Source organism: Paenibacillus selenitireducens, from assembly GCF_002021565.1.
In the GTDB taxonomy this organism is placed as follows: domain Bacteria; phylum Bacillota; class Bacilli; order Paenibacillales; family Paenibacillaceae; genus Paenibacillus_K; species Paenibacillus_K selenitireducens.
The window spans coordinates 131,949-150,525 of record NZ_MSZX01000001.1 but is presented as its reverse complement, the minus strand read 5'-3'; the positions used below and the strand labels follow the sequence as shown (position 1 = coordinate 150,525).

General features: G+C 45.5%; 16 protein-coding genes. 6 read left to right on the top strand and 10 right to left on the bottom strand.

All coding sequences use genetic code 11. From position 1 onward, the window contains the following. Positions 1 to 112: 112 nt before the first annotated feature. From BVG16_RS33630 to cydS, 4 genes are read left to right on the top strand one after another with little or no spacing between them, the layout of a single operon-like run. On the top strand, positions 113 to 238 hold the full coding sequence (locus tag BVG16_RS33630; RefSeq protein WP_269845568.1) for a hypothetical protein: 126 nt from the start codon (positions 113 to 115) through the stop codon (positions 236 to 238). A 13-nt stretch (positions 239 to 251) separates the two neighbouring features. Further along, on the top strand, positions 252 to 1,601 hold the full coding sequence (locus BVG16_RS00710; RefSeq protein WP_078496626.1) for a cytochrome ubiquinol oxidase subunit I: 1,350 nt from the start codon (positions 252 to 254) through the stop codon (positions 1,599 to 1,601). 3 nt (positions 1,602 to 1,604) lie between these two features. After that, positions 1,605 to 2,627 (top strand): cytochrome d ubiquinol oxidase subunit II, encoded by a 1,023-nt coding sequence (locus BVG16_RS00705; RefSeq protein WP_078496625.1) that lies wholly within the window; start codon positions 1,605 to 1,607, stop codon positions 2,625 to 2,627. Positions 2,628 to 2,649: 22 nt separating this feature from the next. Further along, positions 2,650 to 2,751 (top strand): cytochrome bd oxidase small subunit CydS, encoded by a 102-nt coding sequence (gene cydS, locus BVG16_RS33950; protein WP_408635271.1) that lies wholly within the window; start codon positions 2,650 to 2,652, stop codon positions 2,749 to 2,751. 49 nt (positions 2,752 to 2,800) lie between these two features. On the opposite strand, the gene BVG16_RS00700 is transcribed toward cydS, so the two are convergent. From BVG16_RS00700 to BVG16_RS00690, 3 genes are all read right to left on the bottom strand, one after another. Then, positions 2,801 to 3,526: a response regulator transcription factor gene (locus BVG16_RS00700; RefSeq protein ID WP_078496624.1), complete on the bottom strand. Its 726-nt coding sequence runs from the start codon at positions 3,524 to 3,526 to the stop codon at positions 2,801 to 2,803. 145 nt (positions 3,527 to 3,671) lie between these two features. Continuing rightward, entirely contained in the window at positions 3,672 to 5,480 is a 1,809-nt protein-coding gene (pnpS, locus tag BVG16_RS00695) for a two-component system histidine kinase PnpS (protein WP_078496623.1), read from the bottom strand. A gap of 459 nt (positions 5,481 to 5,939) precedes the next feature. Further along, complete coding sequence (locus tag BVG16_RS00690; protein WP_078497239.1) at positions 5,940 to 7,496, bottom strand: fumarate hydratase; 1,557 nt, start codon at positions 7,494 to 7,496, stop codon at positions 5,940 to 5,942. Positions 7,497 to 7,653: 157 nt separating this feature from the next. Between BVG16_RS00690 and yfbR the strand changes: the two genes are divergently transcribed. Beyond that, complete coding sequence (gene yfbR / locus BVG16_RS00685) at positions 7,654 to 8,247, top strand: 5'-deoxynucleotidase (RefSeq protein WP_078496622.1); 594 nt, start codon at positions 7,654 to 7,656, stop codon at positions 8,245 to 8,247. A gap of 705 nt (positions 8,248 to 8,952) precedes the next feature. On the opposite strand, the gene BVG16_RS00680 is transcribed toward yfbR, so the two are convergent. The 4 genes from BVG16_RS00680 to citZ all read right to left on the bottom strand — a co-directional run bounded on the left by BVG16_RS00680 (position 8,953) and on the right by citZ (position 13,485). Then, positions 8,953 to 9,825: an SDR family oxidoreductase gene (locus tag BVG16_RS00680; RefSeq protein ID WP_078496621.1), complete on the bottom strand. Its 873-nt coding sequence runs from the start codon at positions 9,823 to 9,825 to the stop codon at positions 8,953 to 8,955. A gap of 216 nt (positions 9,826 to 10,041) precedes the next feature. Further along, positions 10,042 to 10,983 carry a malate dehydrogenase gene (gene mdh, locus BVG16_RS00675; protein ID WP_078496620.1) on the bottom strand — a complete coding sequence of 314 codons (942 nt, stop codon included), beginning with the start codon at positions 10,981 to 10,983 and terminating at the stop codon, positions 10,042 to 10,044. Positions 10,984 to 11,009: 26 nt separating this feature from the next. Beyond that, positions 11,010 to 12,302, bottom strand: a complete 1,293-nt coding sequence (icd, locus tag BVG16_RS00670; protein WP_078496619.1) for an NADP-dependent isocitrate dehydrogenase — start codon at positions 12,300 to 12,302, stop codon at positions 11,010 to 11,012. Between the two features lie 70 nt (positions 12,303 to 12,372). Continuing rightward, positions 12,373 to 13,485 (bottom strand): citrate synthase, encoded by a 1,113-nt coding sequence (citZ, locus tag BVG16_RS00665; protein WP_078496618.1) that lies wholly within the window; start codon positions 13,483 to 13,485, stop codon positions 12,373 to 12,375. A 273-nt stretch (positions 13,486 to 13,758) separates the two neighbouring features. Here citZ and BVG16_RS00660 point away from each other — a divergent pair, with 273 nt between their 5' ends. Next, positions 13,759 to 15,279, top strand: a complete 1,521-nt coding sequence (locus BVG16_RS00660) for a Ppx/GppA phosphatase family protein (RefSeq protein WP_078496617.1) — start codon at positions 13,759 to 13,761, stop codon at positions 15,277 to 15,279. A 96-nt stretch (positions 15,280 to 15,375) separates the two neighbouring features. Here the strand turns inward: BVG16_RS00660 and BVG16_RS00655 are convergent, their stop codons facing one another. Genes BVG16_RS00655 through BVG16_RS00645 form a run of 3 tightly spaced genes read right to left on the bottom strand, consistent with a single transcriptional unit; the run spans position 15,376 to position 18,544 of the window. After that, positions 15,376 to 16,737 (bottom strand): MATE family efflux transporter, encoded by a 1,362-nt coding sequence (locus tag BVG16_RS00655; RefSeq protein ID WP_078496616.1) that lies wholly within the window; start codon positions 16,735 to 16,737, stop codon positions 15,376 to 15,378. A gap of 14 nt (positions 16,738 to 16,751) precedes the next feature. Beyond that, on the bottom strand, positions 16,752 to 17,795 hold the full coding sequence (locus BVG16_RS00650; protein WP_078496615.1) for a LacI family DNA-binding transcriptional regulator: 1,044 nt from the start codon (positions 17,793 to 17,795) through the stop codon (positions 16,752 to 16,754). A 29-nt stretch (positions 17,796 to 17,824) separates the two neighbouring features. Continuing rightward, positions 17,825 to 18,544, bottom strand: a complete 720-nt coding sequence (locus BVG16_RS00645) for a glycerophosphodiester phosphodiesterase (protein WP_078496614.1) — start codon at positions 18,542 to 18,544, stop codon at positions 17,825 to 17,827. Between the last annotated feature and the right edge of the window lie 33 nt (positions 18,545 to 18,577).

Here is an 18,577-nt window from a genome sequence, read left to right as displayed (position 1 = left end):
ACTCGAAGTATAGCACCCCACTATTAAATGAATGTCTGTGTTATGTACTAAAAATGTAAACTTTGGGCATATTACGACCGTATGAAATTCCTAATTTTGTAAGAGGTGTACTATGACGCAACAAAAATCGACAAGTTCGATCCAAAAACAAGAACAACGGCTCATAAAACTCTGTATAGTTGTGGCTGCGATTATGCTGCTTGCCTTAGCTCGCATGGTGATGAAATGGTTGATGTAAAGGAGGTTTTGTGATGAATCATTATGATCCGGTCATTTATAGTCGTATGCTTACAGCGATTACACTCGCATTCCACATTATTTTTGCCACAATTGGCGTAGGTATCCCTATGTTTATTGCACTCGCAGAGTGGATGGGAATTAAGCGTAAGGATCCTCACTATTTGTTAATGGCCCGTCGATGGGCCCGGGGGTATACGATCACGGTTGCTGTAGGGGTTGTTACAGGTACAGCCATCGGGCTTCAATTGAGCTTATTGTGGCCAAGCTTCATGCAAGTGGCAGGGCAATCGATCGCGTTGCCGCTATTCATGGAGACCTTCGCTTTTTTTATCGAGGCGATCTTCTTAGGTATTTACTTGTACACCTGGAATCGATTCAAAAATCCGATGCAGCACTTCCTGCTGCTCATTCCCGTGGTTATCGGTTCATCGGGTTCCGCGTTTTTCATTACATGTGTGAATGCCTTCATGAATACCCCAAGAGGATTCAACATTGCTGAAAATGGTAAGCTGACAGATATTCAACCGCTCGTCGCGATGTTTACCGCATCCATGCCGACGAAAGTCGCCCATGTGCTCGTAACCGCATATGTCACAGCTGCCTTCATTCTTGGCGCAATGTCAGCTATGGCCTTGTTGAAGGGACGTAACCATGTGTATTACAAAAAAGCGCTCAAAGTCACGATGGTCGCAGGGCTTATCTTCTCGCTTGCAACCATATTAATCGGTGACTTATCGGGAAAATATCTGGCTGCATATCAGCCGGAAAAGCTTGCTGCTGGGGAATGGCACTTTGAGACAGAACGTCAAGCGCCGTTAATTGTAGGCGGTGTGATCGATCGTGAACACAACATCCGTTATGCCCTGCGTATTCCGTTTGCGCTCAGTATTCTGGCTCACGGCCTGCCGAATTCCGAAGTCATTGGGCTCAATGAGACACCCAAAGAACTTCAGCCGCCGCTGTGGATTCACTATATGTTCGATCTCATGGTATCCATCGGGATGCTGCTCTTCGTGATTGGTGTATGGTTCGTTATCGCGGTCCGTAAACGCAAACGAGCTAGCGGGGATGTAAAACCGCTCAATAAATATTTACTATCCTTGATCATTGTTGGTGCACCGCTCTCGGTCCTCTCCATCGAAGCAGGCTGGATATATACCGAGGTTGGTCGGCAGCCCTGGATTCTTGTTGGTTTTATGAAAACGGCTGAAGGAGCAACCAAGTCAGGTCAAGTCGACATCATGCTGTGGCTCTTTGTCGCCTTATACTTCGTACTTGGACTCAGCAGCGCGCTCATTCTGCGCAGAATGTTCAAGAACAATCCAGCGGAAGAAGAATTAAAAAGCCTAAAGGGGGTGTAAGATATGAGCTATGAAATTTTAGGGATTACGGTGCTGTGGATTTTTTTATACGGGTACTTAATCGTTGCTTCCGTGGATTTTGGAGCCGGATTCTACAGCTTCTTTAGCGTATTGACGGGCAAGCGGCATAAAATACATCCGATCATTGAACGGTATCTTACCCCCGTGTGGGAAGTGACCAATGTTTTTCTCGTCTTCTTCTTCGTGGGGATTATCGGATTCTTCCCAGAAACCGCCTATTACTACGGTACGTCGCTTCTCGTCCCGGGAAGTATTGCGATCATTCTGTTAGCGGTACGCGGCGTCTACTATGTCTTCAGCCAATACGGGAATCGCAACAACAAATTCTACATGTTCTTGTATGGTGTAAGCGGACTGTTAATCCCCGCTTCGCTATCCACCGTACTTACGCTGTCAGAAGGCGGGTACATCACAGAGACCAACGGCGTCGTGTCGCTGGACTATCATAAGCTATTTACCAGCGGATATTCTTGGTCTGTCGTTGTCCTCGCCATTGTCAGCGTGTTGTACATATCCGCGATGTTCTTATCGTATTATGCAGGCAAAGCTCAGGATGAAGGTGCCCTGCATATATTGCGGCGTTATGCGCTCTTCTGGGCAATTCCGACCATCCTAAGCAGCTTATGGGTATTCTTCGCCATTCGGCAGCATAACTTGGAGCATTTCAATAAGATGGTGGACAATGCCTGGTTCTTCATTGCTTCGTTCATTTGTTATGCCATTGCCGTATATCTCGTATGGAAGCCGGGTAAACTGCGATTTTCGTTCCTCTTCGTGATGTTGCAGTATTTCTTTGCTTTCTTTGGCTATGGGAAGTCGCATCTGCCTTATCTTCTCGTCCCCTATTTGACGGTGCACGATCACTTCACCAATCACGCGATGGCGCTTGCGCTGATCATCGTCTTTCTCTTGGGACTCGTCGTATTGGTACCTTCCCTCTATCTTCTCTTGCGTTTATTTCTATTCGATGCACAATATGTTCGCGGAAAGTACAGCAAAAAATGACGTATTCGGAGGTATTTGAGCCATGGAGATTTTCCTTCTCTTCTGTGCGCCTTTTTTGATTCTCTTTTGTGCGATCTTTGTCTTGTTCTGGTGGGGAACGATTGCCAAAGAAGATCACACCTAAAACAAACAAGCCCAACGCACAGGCGTTGGGCTTGTTTTTATATTCAGAATTAACGTTGAACACTCAGTTTTTTATTAAGAACGAGTTTGTAGCCTACACCTCGGATCGAGTCAATCTGGACGGATTGCTGGTTCATCTCCAACTTCTTGCGAAGTGAGCTGACATGCACATCTACCGTACGCTGACCGCCGATATAATCAAAGCCCCAGACGACATTCATAAGATCGTCCCTTGTAATGACCATGCCCGGACGCTGTACAAGATAGAGAAGTACTTCAAATTCCTTCGGTCGAAGCGGAATCACTTCCCCATGCAGTACCACTTCATATTTCTCCGGATAAATAAGCAGCTCGCCTGCCGTTATGACATTTTCCTTGGTGTTGGATTGCGTCAATGAAGCATCATCGCTAGACGTGCGCCGAAGCACGGCAGATACCCGAGCTAGAAGTTCAGCGACACCAAATGGTTTTGTAATATAATCATCGGCACCATGCTTCAAGCCTTGAACGACTTCTTCCTCCGCATTACGCGCTGTAAGAATTACAATGGGTGTACGTATCCCTGCTTGGCGAATTTTCGTTAGAATTTCAAATCCGTTCATTCCAGGAAGCATGATATCCAAAATAATCAGGTCAAAAATTTTCTGTAAGGCAGCCTGTAGTCCCTCCGTGCCATGATCAACAACCGTCACTTCATAGCTATCTTGCGACAAGTTATATGACAACAATCGAGCTAATGTGGGCTCGTCCTCTATAATTAATATTTTTTGCGACATGTATATGCATAACCTCCCTTAAAAGCACAGTCCGATCTCAAATAACAAACTAATCATACCACTAGATTGTAAACTTGGTGTAAATATTTTGTAAATAGGCGTGAAAAAATTTAACCATTTCCATATTACACCTCAAATCTATATGTTATTGCTCATGAACCACAGGAATTTCAATGATAAACCGCGTACCCACGCCAATTTCACTCTCCACGCGAATCGTTCCCTCATGGGAATCAACCAGATGCTTTACAATGGATAATCCCAACCCAGTGCCGCCTGAACTTCTTGATCTTGCTTTATCGACGCGATAGAACCGTTCAAAAATCCGCGGTAAATCCGCTTTGGGTATTCCAATCCCGGTATCCGATATGATCAGGCGAATTTTCTCGTAATCACCGTCATCCGTCATGTCCATGGGCTCCAAGATGACTTTTACAAGTCCGCCATCTGGCGTATAGTTGATTCCGTTCGAGACGAGGTTCAGGATAATCTGACGAAGCCGATCTTCATCCGCTTCCGCATATAACTGCTCTGGGACAGACACTTGCAGATCGATCTGCTTCTTCCCAGCCTCTGTTCGAAGTACGTCCACCGTAGATCCCACAAAGCTATGAAGCTCAACCGGCGAGAATTGAAGTGGAACCCGCTTGGACTCGATTTTGGACAATTCCAGAATGTCCCCAATCAGACGGTTGAGGCGCTCACTCTCATCATAAATAATTTGGAGGAACGAATTGGCCGTATTGGGATCACTCACCGCACCGCTTAACAGGGTCTCAGCAAATCCCTTCACCGCGGCGATCGGCGTCTTCAGCTCATGCGACACGTTCGCAACAAATTCGCTGCGCATTCGTTCCAGGCGACGAATCGCAGATAGATCCTGCATCAGTACCAGAATACCGCCGAAATCCTCTTCTTCCTCTTCCCAGAACATCGGCACAACATTCACTTCTAACAATCGTTCCTCTGGGAAATAGATGGTGACCTCATCCCGCAGTAATTCTTTCTTATCCAAGCCTTCCTTGATGAGCTTAATCATTTCATATTGTTGTTTTACGTCGGAAAACTGACGACTGAGCAAATGCTTGGTCTCAATGCCAAGAATATTCTCTGCCATTTTATTCACGAGAACAATACGGCCAGAAGGATCTACCATAATAATCCCATTTATCATATGCTCCAACACATTTTTTAACCGGTTTTCATTCTCATGAATTTGATTCATTTGAACTTGCAGGCTATCTGCCATCGTATTTATTGCAATACCCAATTGTCCGATTTCATCTTTATTTTTAATATCTACGCGAGACCGATAATTCATATGAGAAATTTGATTCGCAACTCTCGTTATTTTTTCCAATGGACGCGTTAAATTATGAGCAATACGATAGCTAATGATCCCTGCGATGACGAACAGCACCAATAACCCCATGGTCAACACAAACCACAGTGAACGGATACTATGCTCCACCTTGGAAATGCTCATGGCTAACCGAATATACCCTTCAAAATGCGGCGTATTGGAGATCGGCACGGCAACATAGAGCATATTTTCATGCAAGGTATTACTGTAGCGGATTTCACTTCCTAGACCCTTTTCTTTCGCCTTCACAATTTCCAGACGATTCAAATGATTGTCCATCGTGTTCGGCGTGTGGTCCGAATCGCCCAATACTTTTCCGTCTTGACGAATAAATGTAACGCGAGCACCCGACGATTTACTCAGGAGGGACGCTTCATTCGAAAGAAACTGCATTTCATCTTCTTCTCGTGTGCCAACTTGATCCCAAGATAATGTATCATTGATAATATTTATTTCCCGGGTCATATTTTCTTCCAAGGCTGTAATATGCGTCTTTTGGAACATTTGAGCCATATATAACCCGGAAATGGTCATCGATAATCCGATGAGTACGATAAAAATAATCGTAAGGCGTACTTTAAATTTCTTCATGGATCTCATCCTTTGTTAGAGTCTACATCTTATCGTACCTAGACTCGTCTTCTTTGACTACCCGCGCCCATGTTAATTTTTTGTAAACAGCATGAAAACAAGTGACCATCGGCTGCTGAATGAGAATAGATAACACATCGCTACGAATAGAATAACCATCGGGATTAACTTCAACATATCCATGGACAAAATTCTTTCACGTAAGGTGCAATCGCGGAGGCATTGAGCATGACCACGGCGATAAAAGTAACCTTTGACGCAGGAAATACCCACTTTTAATGTTCCAATCCACATCCCATGCCCATCACGAACGTTGAAAATCCGAAGAGTACGGAATAGTACCTACACCACTTGAAAGCCATGGCGCAAAAAGAAACCCCAGCAGCAAAGAGCCGGGGATAATCAGAGACATATACTTCTTAGGTGATATGATTCAATTGAATACCGAACGATGGCATATTATTTGAACACCGGATCCTTGAACTGGGATAACTTTGTCAGTGAATCCTGTTCGACATCTGCATGTAAGCTGTTGCCATGGGAATCCATCGTCACGATCGCCGCAAAGCCCTCCACCTGCAAATGCCACATCGCTTCTGGAATGCCGAACTCCATGAAATCGACGCCATTCACTTTGTTCAAGCACGCTGCATAATATTGAGCAGCACCGCCGATGGCATTCAAGTAGACCGCACCATGTTCTTTCAATCCTGCTAACGTCTTCGGTCCCATGCCGCCTTTACCAATGACCGCACGAATACCGAATTTTTTAATGATATCGCTTTGGTAAGGCTCCTCGCGAATACTCGTCGTAGGACCTGCCGCCTTGACATGCCAGCCTTCTTCATCCTTTAACATCACGGGTCCGCAGTGGTAGATGACAGCACCATTCAAATCGACAGGAGCATCATGATCCATTAAATATTTGTGCAGCGCATCGCGACCGGTATGCATTTCACCGTTAATGACAACGACATCGCCTACACGGAGTGAACGAATTTGTTCTTCCGTAATCGGTGTGGTCAGAATAACTTCACGACGTTCGCTATTCGCTTGCTCTGCTTCGCCTGCTGCAGCTTCCACGGCTCCTGTTGAAGAATCTTGCATGGCCTCATCCGTACCTTGCTCATATATCCATTCTTGAATCTCGCCTGTATCTGCTTGTATTAACACACCTTGACGACGGTATGCCCAGCAGTTGTACGCAACGGATACGAAGAAACTCGCTGGAAGACGATCCATGGCTCCGACTTTACACCCCAGCAGGGTAACCTGTCCTCCAAAGCCCATCGTTCCGATGCCTAGCTTATTCGCATTCTCCACAATATACGCTTCTAACTTCGCTAAATCTTCATTCGGGTTCACATCATTCACCTTGCGGAATAATTGATGTTTAGCCAGCTCGTACCCCGTTGTGCGATCTCCGCCAATTCCTACGCCAATGAATCCCGCGCTGCAGCCTTGGCCTTGCGCTTGGTATACCGCATGCATAATACACTTGCGGATCCCGTCGAGATCCCGACCTGCTTTGCCTAATCCTTCGATCTCCGCAGGCAAGCTATATTGAATATTCTTATTCTCACAACCGCCGCCTTTGAGAATAAGACGAATATCGATGATATCTTTCTCCCATTGTTCAAAATGAATCACAGGCACACCCGGTCCAATATTATCTCCGGAGTTGGCCCCCGTTAAGGAATCCACGGAATTGGGGCGCAGCTTACCATTTTTCGTAGCACGTTGAATCGCACTTTTAATTTGCTGTTTCATAACGATTTGGTTCGCTCCAACGGGGGTATGCACGATAAATGTCGGCATGCCCGTATCTTGGCAAATCGGCGATACATTACATTCGGCCATCTCGATATTCTGAGCAATCGTCGATAAAGCGATTCCTGCACGAGTTGCTTGATCTTCCGCCTCACGCGCTGCCTTCACCGCACGGCGCACATCAGCTGGCAAATTCGTCGAAGTTTCAACAATTAACTGGTACACACTCTCTTCAAAATGCTGCATGTTAGCCATTAGCCCCTCTCCTGATTCACGAAGTTCCTATTTTACCCATCCACTCTATAATAACATAGTAGAAATTAAAAATAACCCATTTTTAAGAAGTTGCGCTGCGTCTGTGGTATCATGGATTCAAGTCAATGGGATGGAGGATTCGAAGAAAATGGAGAAGCATTTTTCAGCCTATATGTATAGGCTTCGGTATATTGAACGTTGGAGTCTCATGCGAAATGTGATGCCTGAAAATGTCGCTGAGCACTCCTTTCATGTCGCTCTACTCACCCACATGCTCTGTACGATCGGGAATATCGAATTTGGAAGACATGTTGATACGAACCATGCGATCACGTTAGCTTTATTTCACGACGCGACAGAAGTGTTCACAGGAGATATCCCGACGCCCGTAAAACATCACAATCCACGAATCTTAGCTAACTTCCGTGAAATTGAAAGTATAGCTTCCGAACGTTTGGTAAGTATGGTGCCGCCAAGCTTACTCGCTGCCTATTCTCCCTTGCTGGATAGTAAATCATCAGAACATCCCGAATTACACAAATATGTGAAAGCAGCGGATCTATTAGATGCCTATCTGAAATGCGTAACGGAATTAACGGCAGGGAACCGGGAGTTTGCAGAAGCGAAGAAACAGACGATTGCAAAATTACAAGCATTTGATATGCCCGAAGTCGAATATTTTCTACAGTATCTTGCGCCGAGTTTCGAGAAAACACTCGATGAGTTATCGGAGACGGAATAGTGAAAAATGAAGATTATCCGCTTTTGCGGACACGGATGCCCTTATTCTATACTAATCCTGAGTATATAACTTATGTTTAGCATGATAAGCGCTCCTGTGTCCGCTCACACTGCAATTTGAGTGCTTTTTACCATGAGAAAAACCGTCAGTGAAGATCACCCGACGGTTCTTTATTGTGTAAACCTATACGTTGGTCGATAGGAGAGGTGTGTTGGTGTTTCAAACCAACTGTCGTAGAAATCCGGGAGCAAAGGCGGACACGAGAGACCTTATTCTTTGCTATACTCACAGATTAGCCGATTTTGCGGACACAGATGCCCTTATTCTATACCAATAATGAGTATATACCCTATTTATAGTAGAATAAGGGCTCCTGTGTCCGATCAACCTGCATTTTGAACGCTTTTTGCATAATAAGGGCTCCTGTGTCCGTTCATTCCTCATCCCGTTTCCTGCACTCTGAATTGATGTCGGCCACCTCTCCAAATTTCATACTTTCTGATGTGGTGAGAAAAACCACTATCGAAGCCATTCGAAGAAGAACGATAAAGGTTAGATATAGGTTTAATAAAAGAACCGCAGCGTATGCCCTGAGCACGCGTTCTACGGTTCTTGTCCATTCCTGCCTATTGAGCTGCTGCTATTTACATTCGTTAGCCGACATCAAATCGATACAAATTGGCCTAGGACATTCCGGGACTCCGATTATCCATTCACGATTTCGCCGCCATTCACATGGATCATCTGTCCTGTCATATACGTCGAATCTTGGCTCGCAAGAAAAACATAGCTTGCAGCTAATTCTTCGGGTTGCCCCGGACGTCCCATAGGTGTATCCGATCCGAAGGTGCTTACCTGCTGTTCGTCGAAGCTTGCGGGAATTAATGGCGTCCAGATCGGACCCGGTGCAACACCGTTGACACGAATCCCTTGTCCCACTAAGGAGCCTGCTAGAGATCGTGTGAAGGCTACCATGGCTCCTTTTGTTGCCGAATAATCCAGTAAATCTTGACTCCCTTTATAAGCCGTGATCGAGGCGGTGTTAATGATCACACTCCCTTGCGTTAAATACGGAAGCGCCATCTTCGTTAAATAAAATGCCCCGAATATGTTCGTCTTGAACGTACGCTGCAGCTGTTCTGCCGTAATATCAGCCAAGGATTTCTGCGGATGCTGCTCGGCAGCATTGTTCACGACAATATCAATTTTCCCCCACGCAGCTACAACTTGCTTCACTGCGTCTTTTGAGAAGTTCTCGTCCCCGATATCGCCAGGAATGATCAGACATTTGCGTCCTAGCTGTTCAATACATGTTCTCGTCTCCGCCGCATCGGCATCTTCGTTAAGATACAGAATGGCAACATCTGCGCCTTCCTTCGCAAAGGCAACTGATACGGCTCTTCCGATCCCGCTATCTCCCCCTGAGATGATTGCGACTTTCCCTGTCAGCTTCCCTGCCGGTTTATAATTCTTCCCCTCAAATAGAGGACGAGGATTCATTTGAGATTCTATTCCGGGCTGCTGGTTCTGATGCTGCGGGGGTTGAATGGGTTGTTGCTTGGATTGACTTTGTGGCATGTATGAGCCTCCTATTCAATGTATTATGCATAGGTAGGATACCCTTACGAGGCTCAATCTATCAGTCTGCGGGAATAGCAAAGCTCATCCGGACGAAAAAGTCGAGGAAGGCTTGCTTACTTAGGTTGGAGGTACTTTTTATAAAATCTGCAATAAAAAAACCTGAGGGCCAATACCTATGGCCGCTCAGGTTTCATACCTATCGTTATGAGTTCATTAGACGGAGACAACTTGAATGACGTTCCGCACGGATTCAGCTGATTTATCTAGTGCTGCCTTTTCTTCTGGCGTCAGCTCGAGTTCGAATATTTTCTCGATGCCATTGCCGCCAAGAATCGTTGGAACACCTAAGAATAAGTTATTATAGCCATATTCGCCTTCAAGCAAGGCAATAACTGGAATAATACGTTTCTTATCTTTGATAATCGCTTCAGCCATCTGGACAAGAGATGCTGCTGGCGCATAGTATGCACTGCCGTTACCCAACAAGTTTACGATTTCGCCGCCGCCAACACGTGTGCGTTGTACGATGGCTTCGATCCGCTCAGCAGAAATTAATTTCTCAATTGGAATCCCGCCAACATTGGAGTAACGAACCAAAGGAACCATATCATCCCCATGACCGCCAAGCACGAACCCGCGAACATCTTCCACGGAAACATTCAATTCTTGGGCAATAAATGTACAGTAACGAGCTGTATCCAAGACGCCGGATTGACCGATCACGCGGTTTTTAGGGAAGCCAAGCGCTTCATAGGCCGCGTATGTCATCGCATCAACAGGGTTGCTAAGGATAATGACAATCGATTCTGGGCAATATTTTTTAATATTTTCGCAGACCGATCTCACGATTCCAGCATTCGTACTCACCAAATCATCACGGCTCATACCAGGTTTACGCGCAATACCCGCAGTAATGATCACGATATCGGAATCCGCAGTATCTTCATAATTGGATGTACCGATAATGCTGCTATCAAAACCTTGAACAGGACTCGCTTCAAGCATATCTAGCGCTTTCCCCTTCGTTGGGTTCTCAAGTTGGGGAATATCGAGCAATACGACATCTCCAAGTTCTTTTTGAGCTAACATAAGGGCAGTGGTTGCACCTGTAAACCCAGCACCTACAACAGTAATTTTTTTACGTTGAATCGCCATGATTACGATTGCCTCCTTCATGTGAACTACATGTTTTTAATAATTTCGTCTGCAAATGCAGAACATTTCACTTCTGTAGCGCCTTCCATTAGACGTGCAAAGTCGTAAGTAACGGTTTTGTTGTTAATGGAAGTAGCCATCCCTTTATAGATTAAATCCGCAGCTTCTTGCCAGCCTAAGTGCTCAAGCAACATCACGCCGGAAAGAATAACGGAACCCGGATTTACAACGTCAAGATCCGCATATTTCGGTGCTGTACCATGTGTTGCTTCAAAAATTGCGTGTCCTGTTACATAGTTGATGTTCGCTCCTGGAGCGATACCGATTCCGCCTACTTGCGCTGCAAGGGCATCGGACAAATAGTCGCCATTCAAGTTCAATGTCGCAATCACATCGAAATCCGTTGGACGAGTCAATACTTGTTGCAATGCGATATCTGCAATCGCGTCTTTGACTAGAATCGCACCTGCTGCAAGCGCATCAGCTTGAGCTTTGTTCGCAGCGTCTAAGCCTTCAGCCGCTTTGATACGGTCGTATTGATCCCATGTGAATACTTTATCGCCGAACTCTTGCTCAGCCACTTCGTATCCCCAGTTCTTGAATGCGCCTTCGGTGTATTTCATGATGTTCCCTTTATGAACAAGCGTTACACTCTTACGTTCATGTTCTATAGCATATTCAACAGCAGCGCGAACGAGACGTTTCGAACCATCTTCAGATACAGGTTTGATACCGATACCGGAAGTCTCAGGGAAGCGAATTTTGTTCACGCCCATCTCTTGTTGCAAGAATTCTAGTACTTTCTTCACTTCTTCAGATCCAGAAGCATATTCAATACCTGCATAGATGTCTTCTGTGTTCTCGCGGAAAATAACCATATCCACAAGCTCAGGACGTTTGACAGGTGAAGGTACGCCATCGAAATAACGAACCGGGCGCAAACATACATACAAATCCAGCTCTTGACGAAGCGCAACGTTCAAAGAACGAATACCGCCGCCGATCGGCGTAGTCAAAGGTCCTTTGATAGCTACAATATATTCACGGATCGCTGTTAATGTATCGTTAGGCAACCATTCGCCATACGCATTAAACGCTTTCTCTCCTGCGAATACTTCGTACCACGCGATTTGTTTCTCGCCATTGTACGCTTTGGCAACCGCTGCATCCAGTACGCGCTTGGAAGCTTTCCAAATGTCGCGACCTGTGCCATCGCCTTCAATAAATGGAATGATGGGCTGATTAGGTACTTGTAATTTCCCGTTATCAATTGTAATTTTGTCACCTTCGGTTGGTAATGCGAATTTCTCGAGTTGCATAAAATAAAGTCCTCCTTCATCTACTTGCGAAATCTATGAAACTACTTCTTCTATGATCATACCTGAAAGTTTAACGATTTTGAATCGGAACATATTTTTGATTGGTAAGGCCTGTATATTCTGCGCGTGGACGAATGATACGATTGTTCTCATATTGCTCCAAGATATGCGCTGTCCATCCGGATACACGGCTAATCGCAAAGATGAGGGTAAATAACTCTCTTGGAATGCCAAGAATCGTATATACAGAAGCGGAATAGAAATCTACATTAGGCTTCAAGCCTTTTTGGCCGGTAACCATCTCTTCGATTCGAACGGACATTTCATATAATTCAGAGTTCCCTTGCAATTGACTCAAATCTTGCGACATCTTCTGCAAATGTTTGGCGCGAGGATCCCCGTTCTTATATACACGATGGCCAAAGCCCATGATCTTCTCTCTGTTATCTAACTTTGTCTGAATGAAATCTTCCACTTGATCAAAGGATCCGATTTCCTCCAACATGACCATAACCGCTTCGTTCGCTCCGCCATGAAGAGGCCCCTTCAATGCACCGATCGCAGAGGTCACGCCCGAGTAAATATCGGATAACGTGGCTACGGTTACACGAGCTGCGAACGTGGAAGCGTTCAACTCATGATCCGCATGTAATACAAGCGCTTGATTCAAGGCTTGCACAGCCAAGTCGCTTGGTTCTTCACCGTTCAACATGTATAAGAAGTTATGTGCAATAGTAACGCCGGACTTGGGAGCAATGGGCTCTAAGCCAGAGCGAATACGGGATAATGCGGCTACAATCGTAGGTAATTGCGCCTGCAATTTAATCGCTTTCTGTGTGTTTGCTTCGGGAGTCATATCATTCGCTGTTTCGTCATACAAAGCAAGTGCAGAGACAGCTGATCGCAATGCAGCCATCGTATTGGTGTCTTTAGGGTATAATCTAATTTGCTCAATCACTTGAGGAGGAATTGTAGAAGCAGCACTCAGCTCACTCAACAATTGATCCAACTCTGATTGCAACGGAAGTCTTCCGAACCAAAGTAAATAGATTACTTCTTCAAAAGTTGCATTTATTGCAAGATCATCAATGTTATAGCCACGATACGTAAGCACACCGTCAATTATCGAACTGATCGATGAAGTTGTTGCAACAATTCCTTCTAAGCCTTTTGTCGCTGTCATAAACCTCTCTCCTTTGCATGTTTGCCGCGAATATAACGATAGAAAATGATAAGTTTAGCGAAGTAAACTGTAAAAAAAATCCGATTCCCTCTATTTGTCAATACTTCTTGCTATACTAATAATATAAGACTTCGACTGTTATGTGAACATGAAACCTAGAAATAAGGGATAGAATTGCTTTATCACACCCATCAAGGTTTTTTGTAACAGCTTTCATAGGATCTTGAAATGATGATACAATAGCAGAAATCATAGTAGAAAAGGGGCATCCGCATGCATAATACACAACGTATAGGCATCATCGACATCGGATCCAATTCCATTCGGCTCGTGGTCTACGGCCGTTCAGAGAACGGGGCCTTCCAAGTCATTGATGAAAGTAAATATACGGCAAGGTTAAGCGAACTCGTCGACTCAGATCATCGAATCGATATCCTTCAACTTCAACCCATGGTTGATAAATTAAATCATTTCAAGCGTATTTGTGACATTCACTATGTAGACACAATTCGAATAGCCGCTACGGCAGCCATTCGAAACGCATCCAATCGGGATGAGATCATTTCCTATTTAAATAGCATGACGGGATTACAAATCGACGTATTGTCCGGGGAACAGGAAGCATACTACGGCTTCATCGGAATGGCCAATAGTTTGAATGTGACAGATGGATTTCTGATCGATATTGGGGGTGGAAGTTCGGAAATATCTTTGTTTCGTCACCGGAAAATCGTTAAGAGCATCTCGTTCCCTTTCGGTTGCGTAAACACTTCCAAAACCTATGGACAAAGCGATCCGCTATCTGACTCAGATATGCGAAGAATTCAAGATATGGTGAGACAAGCCATGCTAGAAGAACCTTGGTTAGCTGAAGCTCCAGGCTTACCCATGATCGGGTTAGGCGGAGCCGTGCGCACGATTGCCAAGATCGAACAGCTTCGTACGAAGTATCCTTTGAACCGGATCCATCATTACCAAATGGAAGACGAAAGTGTATCCCAAATGCTGCAGAAGTTGCGTGCGCTTCCCTTATCCAAGCGTAAAAATGTTCCAGGCTTATCCAAGGATCGTGCGGATATTATCTGCCCCGGGATTGTTATTCTTCAAACCTTATTCCAGCACTGCGGTTGCAGTCACTATATCATGAGCGCTTCTGGAATTCGTGACGGCTTGTTCTATGAAATGATTCAACCTGACGCTCCACTCGTTCCTGATGTACTGGAATACAGTTTACATAATCTCATTGCTCTGCATTTGTCATCCTTACCGCAAGAACATACTCGCCAAGTGGATCGATTAGGCGGATTGTTATTTGCAGGGCTCCGTGAATATAAAGGTCTGCCTGAAGAGGACGCTCGTTATTTGCATATTGCATCATTACTCTACCGGATCGGTACGAACATTGATTATTATGGATATAACCAACACACCTTCTATATGATCATGCATGCGCGGTTATACGGCATAACCCATCGTGAGCTTGTACTAAGCGCCATCATCGCCTCATATACGACCAAAAGTCGTGCCCGTCAAATGGCTGTCGAGTACAAAGAAATACTTGATGAGCATGACTATTCGCGAATATACAAACTTGGGTCATTGCTGCAGCTTGCCATTGCACTCGACAAAAGTGAAACCCAATCCATTGAAGAAATAGATGTTCAGGTTAAGAAAAACAGTTTACGAATTCAAGCCTTGCAGCATCGCGGAATCACCTTTGAAGAGATGGAAGTGCAAGGTGCAGCAAAAGAGTTTCATAAAGCGTGGGATCTAACCCCTGTGCTAACTAGCTAGCTTAGAACGACACCATGTCTTGTTCTGCTTTCCTACACACCAAAAAACAGGGTATTCTCAGAAACGATCAAAAGTCGCGAGAGTACCCTGTTTCTGTTACATTTCTTTTGCCCTGCTAATCAGGTTAAACCGGATTTGCTGCCATTTGCGCGTGCGCCACCGCAGCAGCATGAGCGCACCGCGCAGCCATTCATCCACAATAAAAGCGATCCATATGCCGGGTATGCCTAAATGAAATACGATACCAAACAGATAGGCAAGCGGAATGCTGACACCCCACATGGAAATAAGCCCCATAAAAACAGGATATTTCACTTCCCCTGCAGCGTTAAGTGCGGCAATGACGATCACATTGCATGCCCTTGCGGCCTCGAGTACAAGCGAGAGCAGCATCAGCATCTGCCCCAGATGGATAACTTCCTCATCACTGGTGAATAAGCTAATCAGCGGCCTAGAGAACACATTCAGCAAGCATCCAATGCCGAAGGTAATCAGCAGACCGATTTTTAAACTCCGATAACATTGCCGATAAGCATCATCATATTTGGCTGCTCCAATCAATCGCCCGATGATCATCGACGTAGCTTGTCCGATCGACACCGAGAACAAGAATACGAAGGTTGTGATGTTCTGAGTATATATTTTGGTCGTCAGTGCAGCAGTACCCAGAATCGCAACAAAATACGTAATAAAAACTTGTGATGCCATATAAGAGATATTCTCGCCTGCTGACGGAATGCCGATCTTCATGATCTCTTTGACGTAGTCGATAGGGAAACGGAACATTTGCTTATAAGATAGCGGGTGACGCATGTACTTCATAAGCATATACAACACTATCGCTAACCCGATGATCCGGCTCATGCCCGTCGCCAGTGCAACCCCCTTCACGCCAAGCACTGGAATGCCCAAAGGCCCGTAAATGAAGAGATAATTCCCAATCACATTCAATACGATGACAGCAAAGGATAATAAAAGCATCTGTCTCACAAAACCGTGCATCCGCAAAATCGCGTTCGCCGTATTCATGATGGCGACGATAAAAGAGAACCATCCCATCGTGAATAAAAATGTGTAGCCTTCCTCCATCAATTCCGGCGGCAGCTTCATCATCACCAGCAGCGGTTTAGCGAAAACTACCAAAATTAAGCTTACTGCGACGCCAAAGATTAAATTTAAGCCCATAGAAATGGAGCCCACCTTGGAAGCCTCCTGTTCTTTGCCTGCGCCCAGCAGTTGAGATATAAATACGCTGAGCCCTACCGTAACGAATCCGAACATCAGATACGCCACGGTTAAGATCTGGCTGGACACACCTACGGCGGCTACAGCTCGATCTGAATACTTACTAAGCATCAGCGTGTCAATGTTCAAGATGATCGTCTGCAAAAACTGTTCCAGAAAGATGGGCCAAGTCAATCCGAATAATGTCAAAGGTTTATCTTGTTGTTTGTTCATTTCGCACGCCTTCTCTACTGAATTAAAGGGCCAATCTTTCCTGATATGTTGCGGCAGCTTCCCTTCGCAATCAGCTCATGTGCCAGAATAACCTTCCTCATCGGTTGTAAGCTTGACGGAGCAGCACTCTGTTCAATGAGGTTCAGGAGCAGATCGATCGTCATTTGCCCGATTTGGTCCACAGGCTGCTTGATTGTCGTAAGTCTTGGCCTGACGACATCAGCGATCTGGCTGCCGTCGAAGCCCATGACGGAAATATCGCCCGGAATATGCAATTGGTGATCCTGAATACAGTTCATAGCGCCAACCGCCATATCGTCGCTCGCCGCGAATACAGAGGTAAAGGAGCCGCCGGCTTCTGTAAGGAGCTCGTTCATAAGTTTGTAACCGGTTGCCAGCTTATAATCGCCAAAACGGATAATAGATTCATCCACTGTCAAACCATGATCCTTGCATGCAGCTAGGTAGCCTTCATACCGCTTTCTGCCCGCGCTTAAGTCCCGCATGTCTCCCGCGATCATCGCAATGCGCTGATGACCTTCCTGAATGAGGTAAGATGTTGCATCGTAACCGGCCTTGTAATCGTCAATGATGACCGTTGGCAGATTCATGCCCAGGTCGGCATGGACCACGAGCGGAATTTGCGTTTTCGTCAGAAAGTGCCGGATATCGTCATTCATCTTCGCATGCATCAGAACGATGCCATCAACACGCATGTCTTGGAACACATTCAGATACTTTACAACTTTTTCGGTATCTTCCACAATGTTGGATACGAGCAGGTTATAGCCCTTTTTCCCGGCCGTCTCCTCAATACTGCTAAGAATCGTTGCCTGAAAATGAGACGTAATATCCGGGATGATCACCCCGATCAAATTCGTCTTATTCCGCTTCAGGCTCTTGGCGATTAGACTGGGCGAATAGTTGAGTTCCTCAATCGCTCGGAGAACCTTCTTCTCCAGCTTCTCGCTAACATGCTCGCCTTTGTTCAAGACGCGGGATACGCTCGTGACGGACACGCCTGCCACACGTGCTACATCCTTAATTTTCACACCCATACCTGGCAATCCTCACTTCTAATCAAAATTCAGGAAGATGAAAGGACATTCAGCTGCGCCCGAAGGGTCGCCATTGCAGATACATGGAGCGTCGAGACAGCGTCCACCTTCATCTCTGCATAGGTCTGGAACAACCCGATGTCTTGCACGGTATAGATCCAAACTCGGAGCCCTTGGGCATGCGCACAATGCACCATATATTCCCGGCATGACGGATAATCCATGTTGATTCCTGCATATCCCTCACGTGCGGCCATCTCGCACATATTCTGCGCCATGATTTCATAGCTGTCCGTGCTCATTTCGCGTAAATTTTCCGGTGTATTCCATATGACTCTACCACGATACGGTGTTTGTGCCATTGTATTTGTAGCGCCAGTAAAATAAACTTGGTCCCACATATCCAGTCTGTTCACCAGTTCAATGGTCGGAAATGTTGCGGCTTCCTCTTTAAGGTCTAAATTAAAGGAAACCGTCTGTCCCTTAAACGCCAGAAGGACCGTCTCAAGTCGTTCAAGCACGCAGCCAGCTGGGAGATTCATGGGGTTCTTTGCCAGCAGTTCTTCATAAGTAAGCTCAGAAATGAAAGAATCATCGTCATGGTACAGTACACAAATTCCATCCTTCGTCGATCTCACGTCAACTTCCAGCACTTCCGCGCCAGCATCCCGCCCAGCTAGGCTGGATCCCAATGTATTGTCAGGTTTCCCTTCACAACCGGTATGCGCAATAATTTGAGGTAAATGCATGTTGTCCACTCCTCCCTAAGTTTGCTTTCTCTA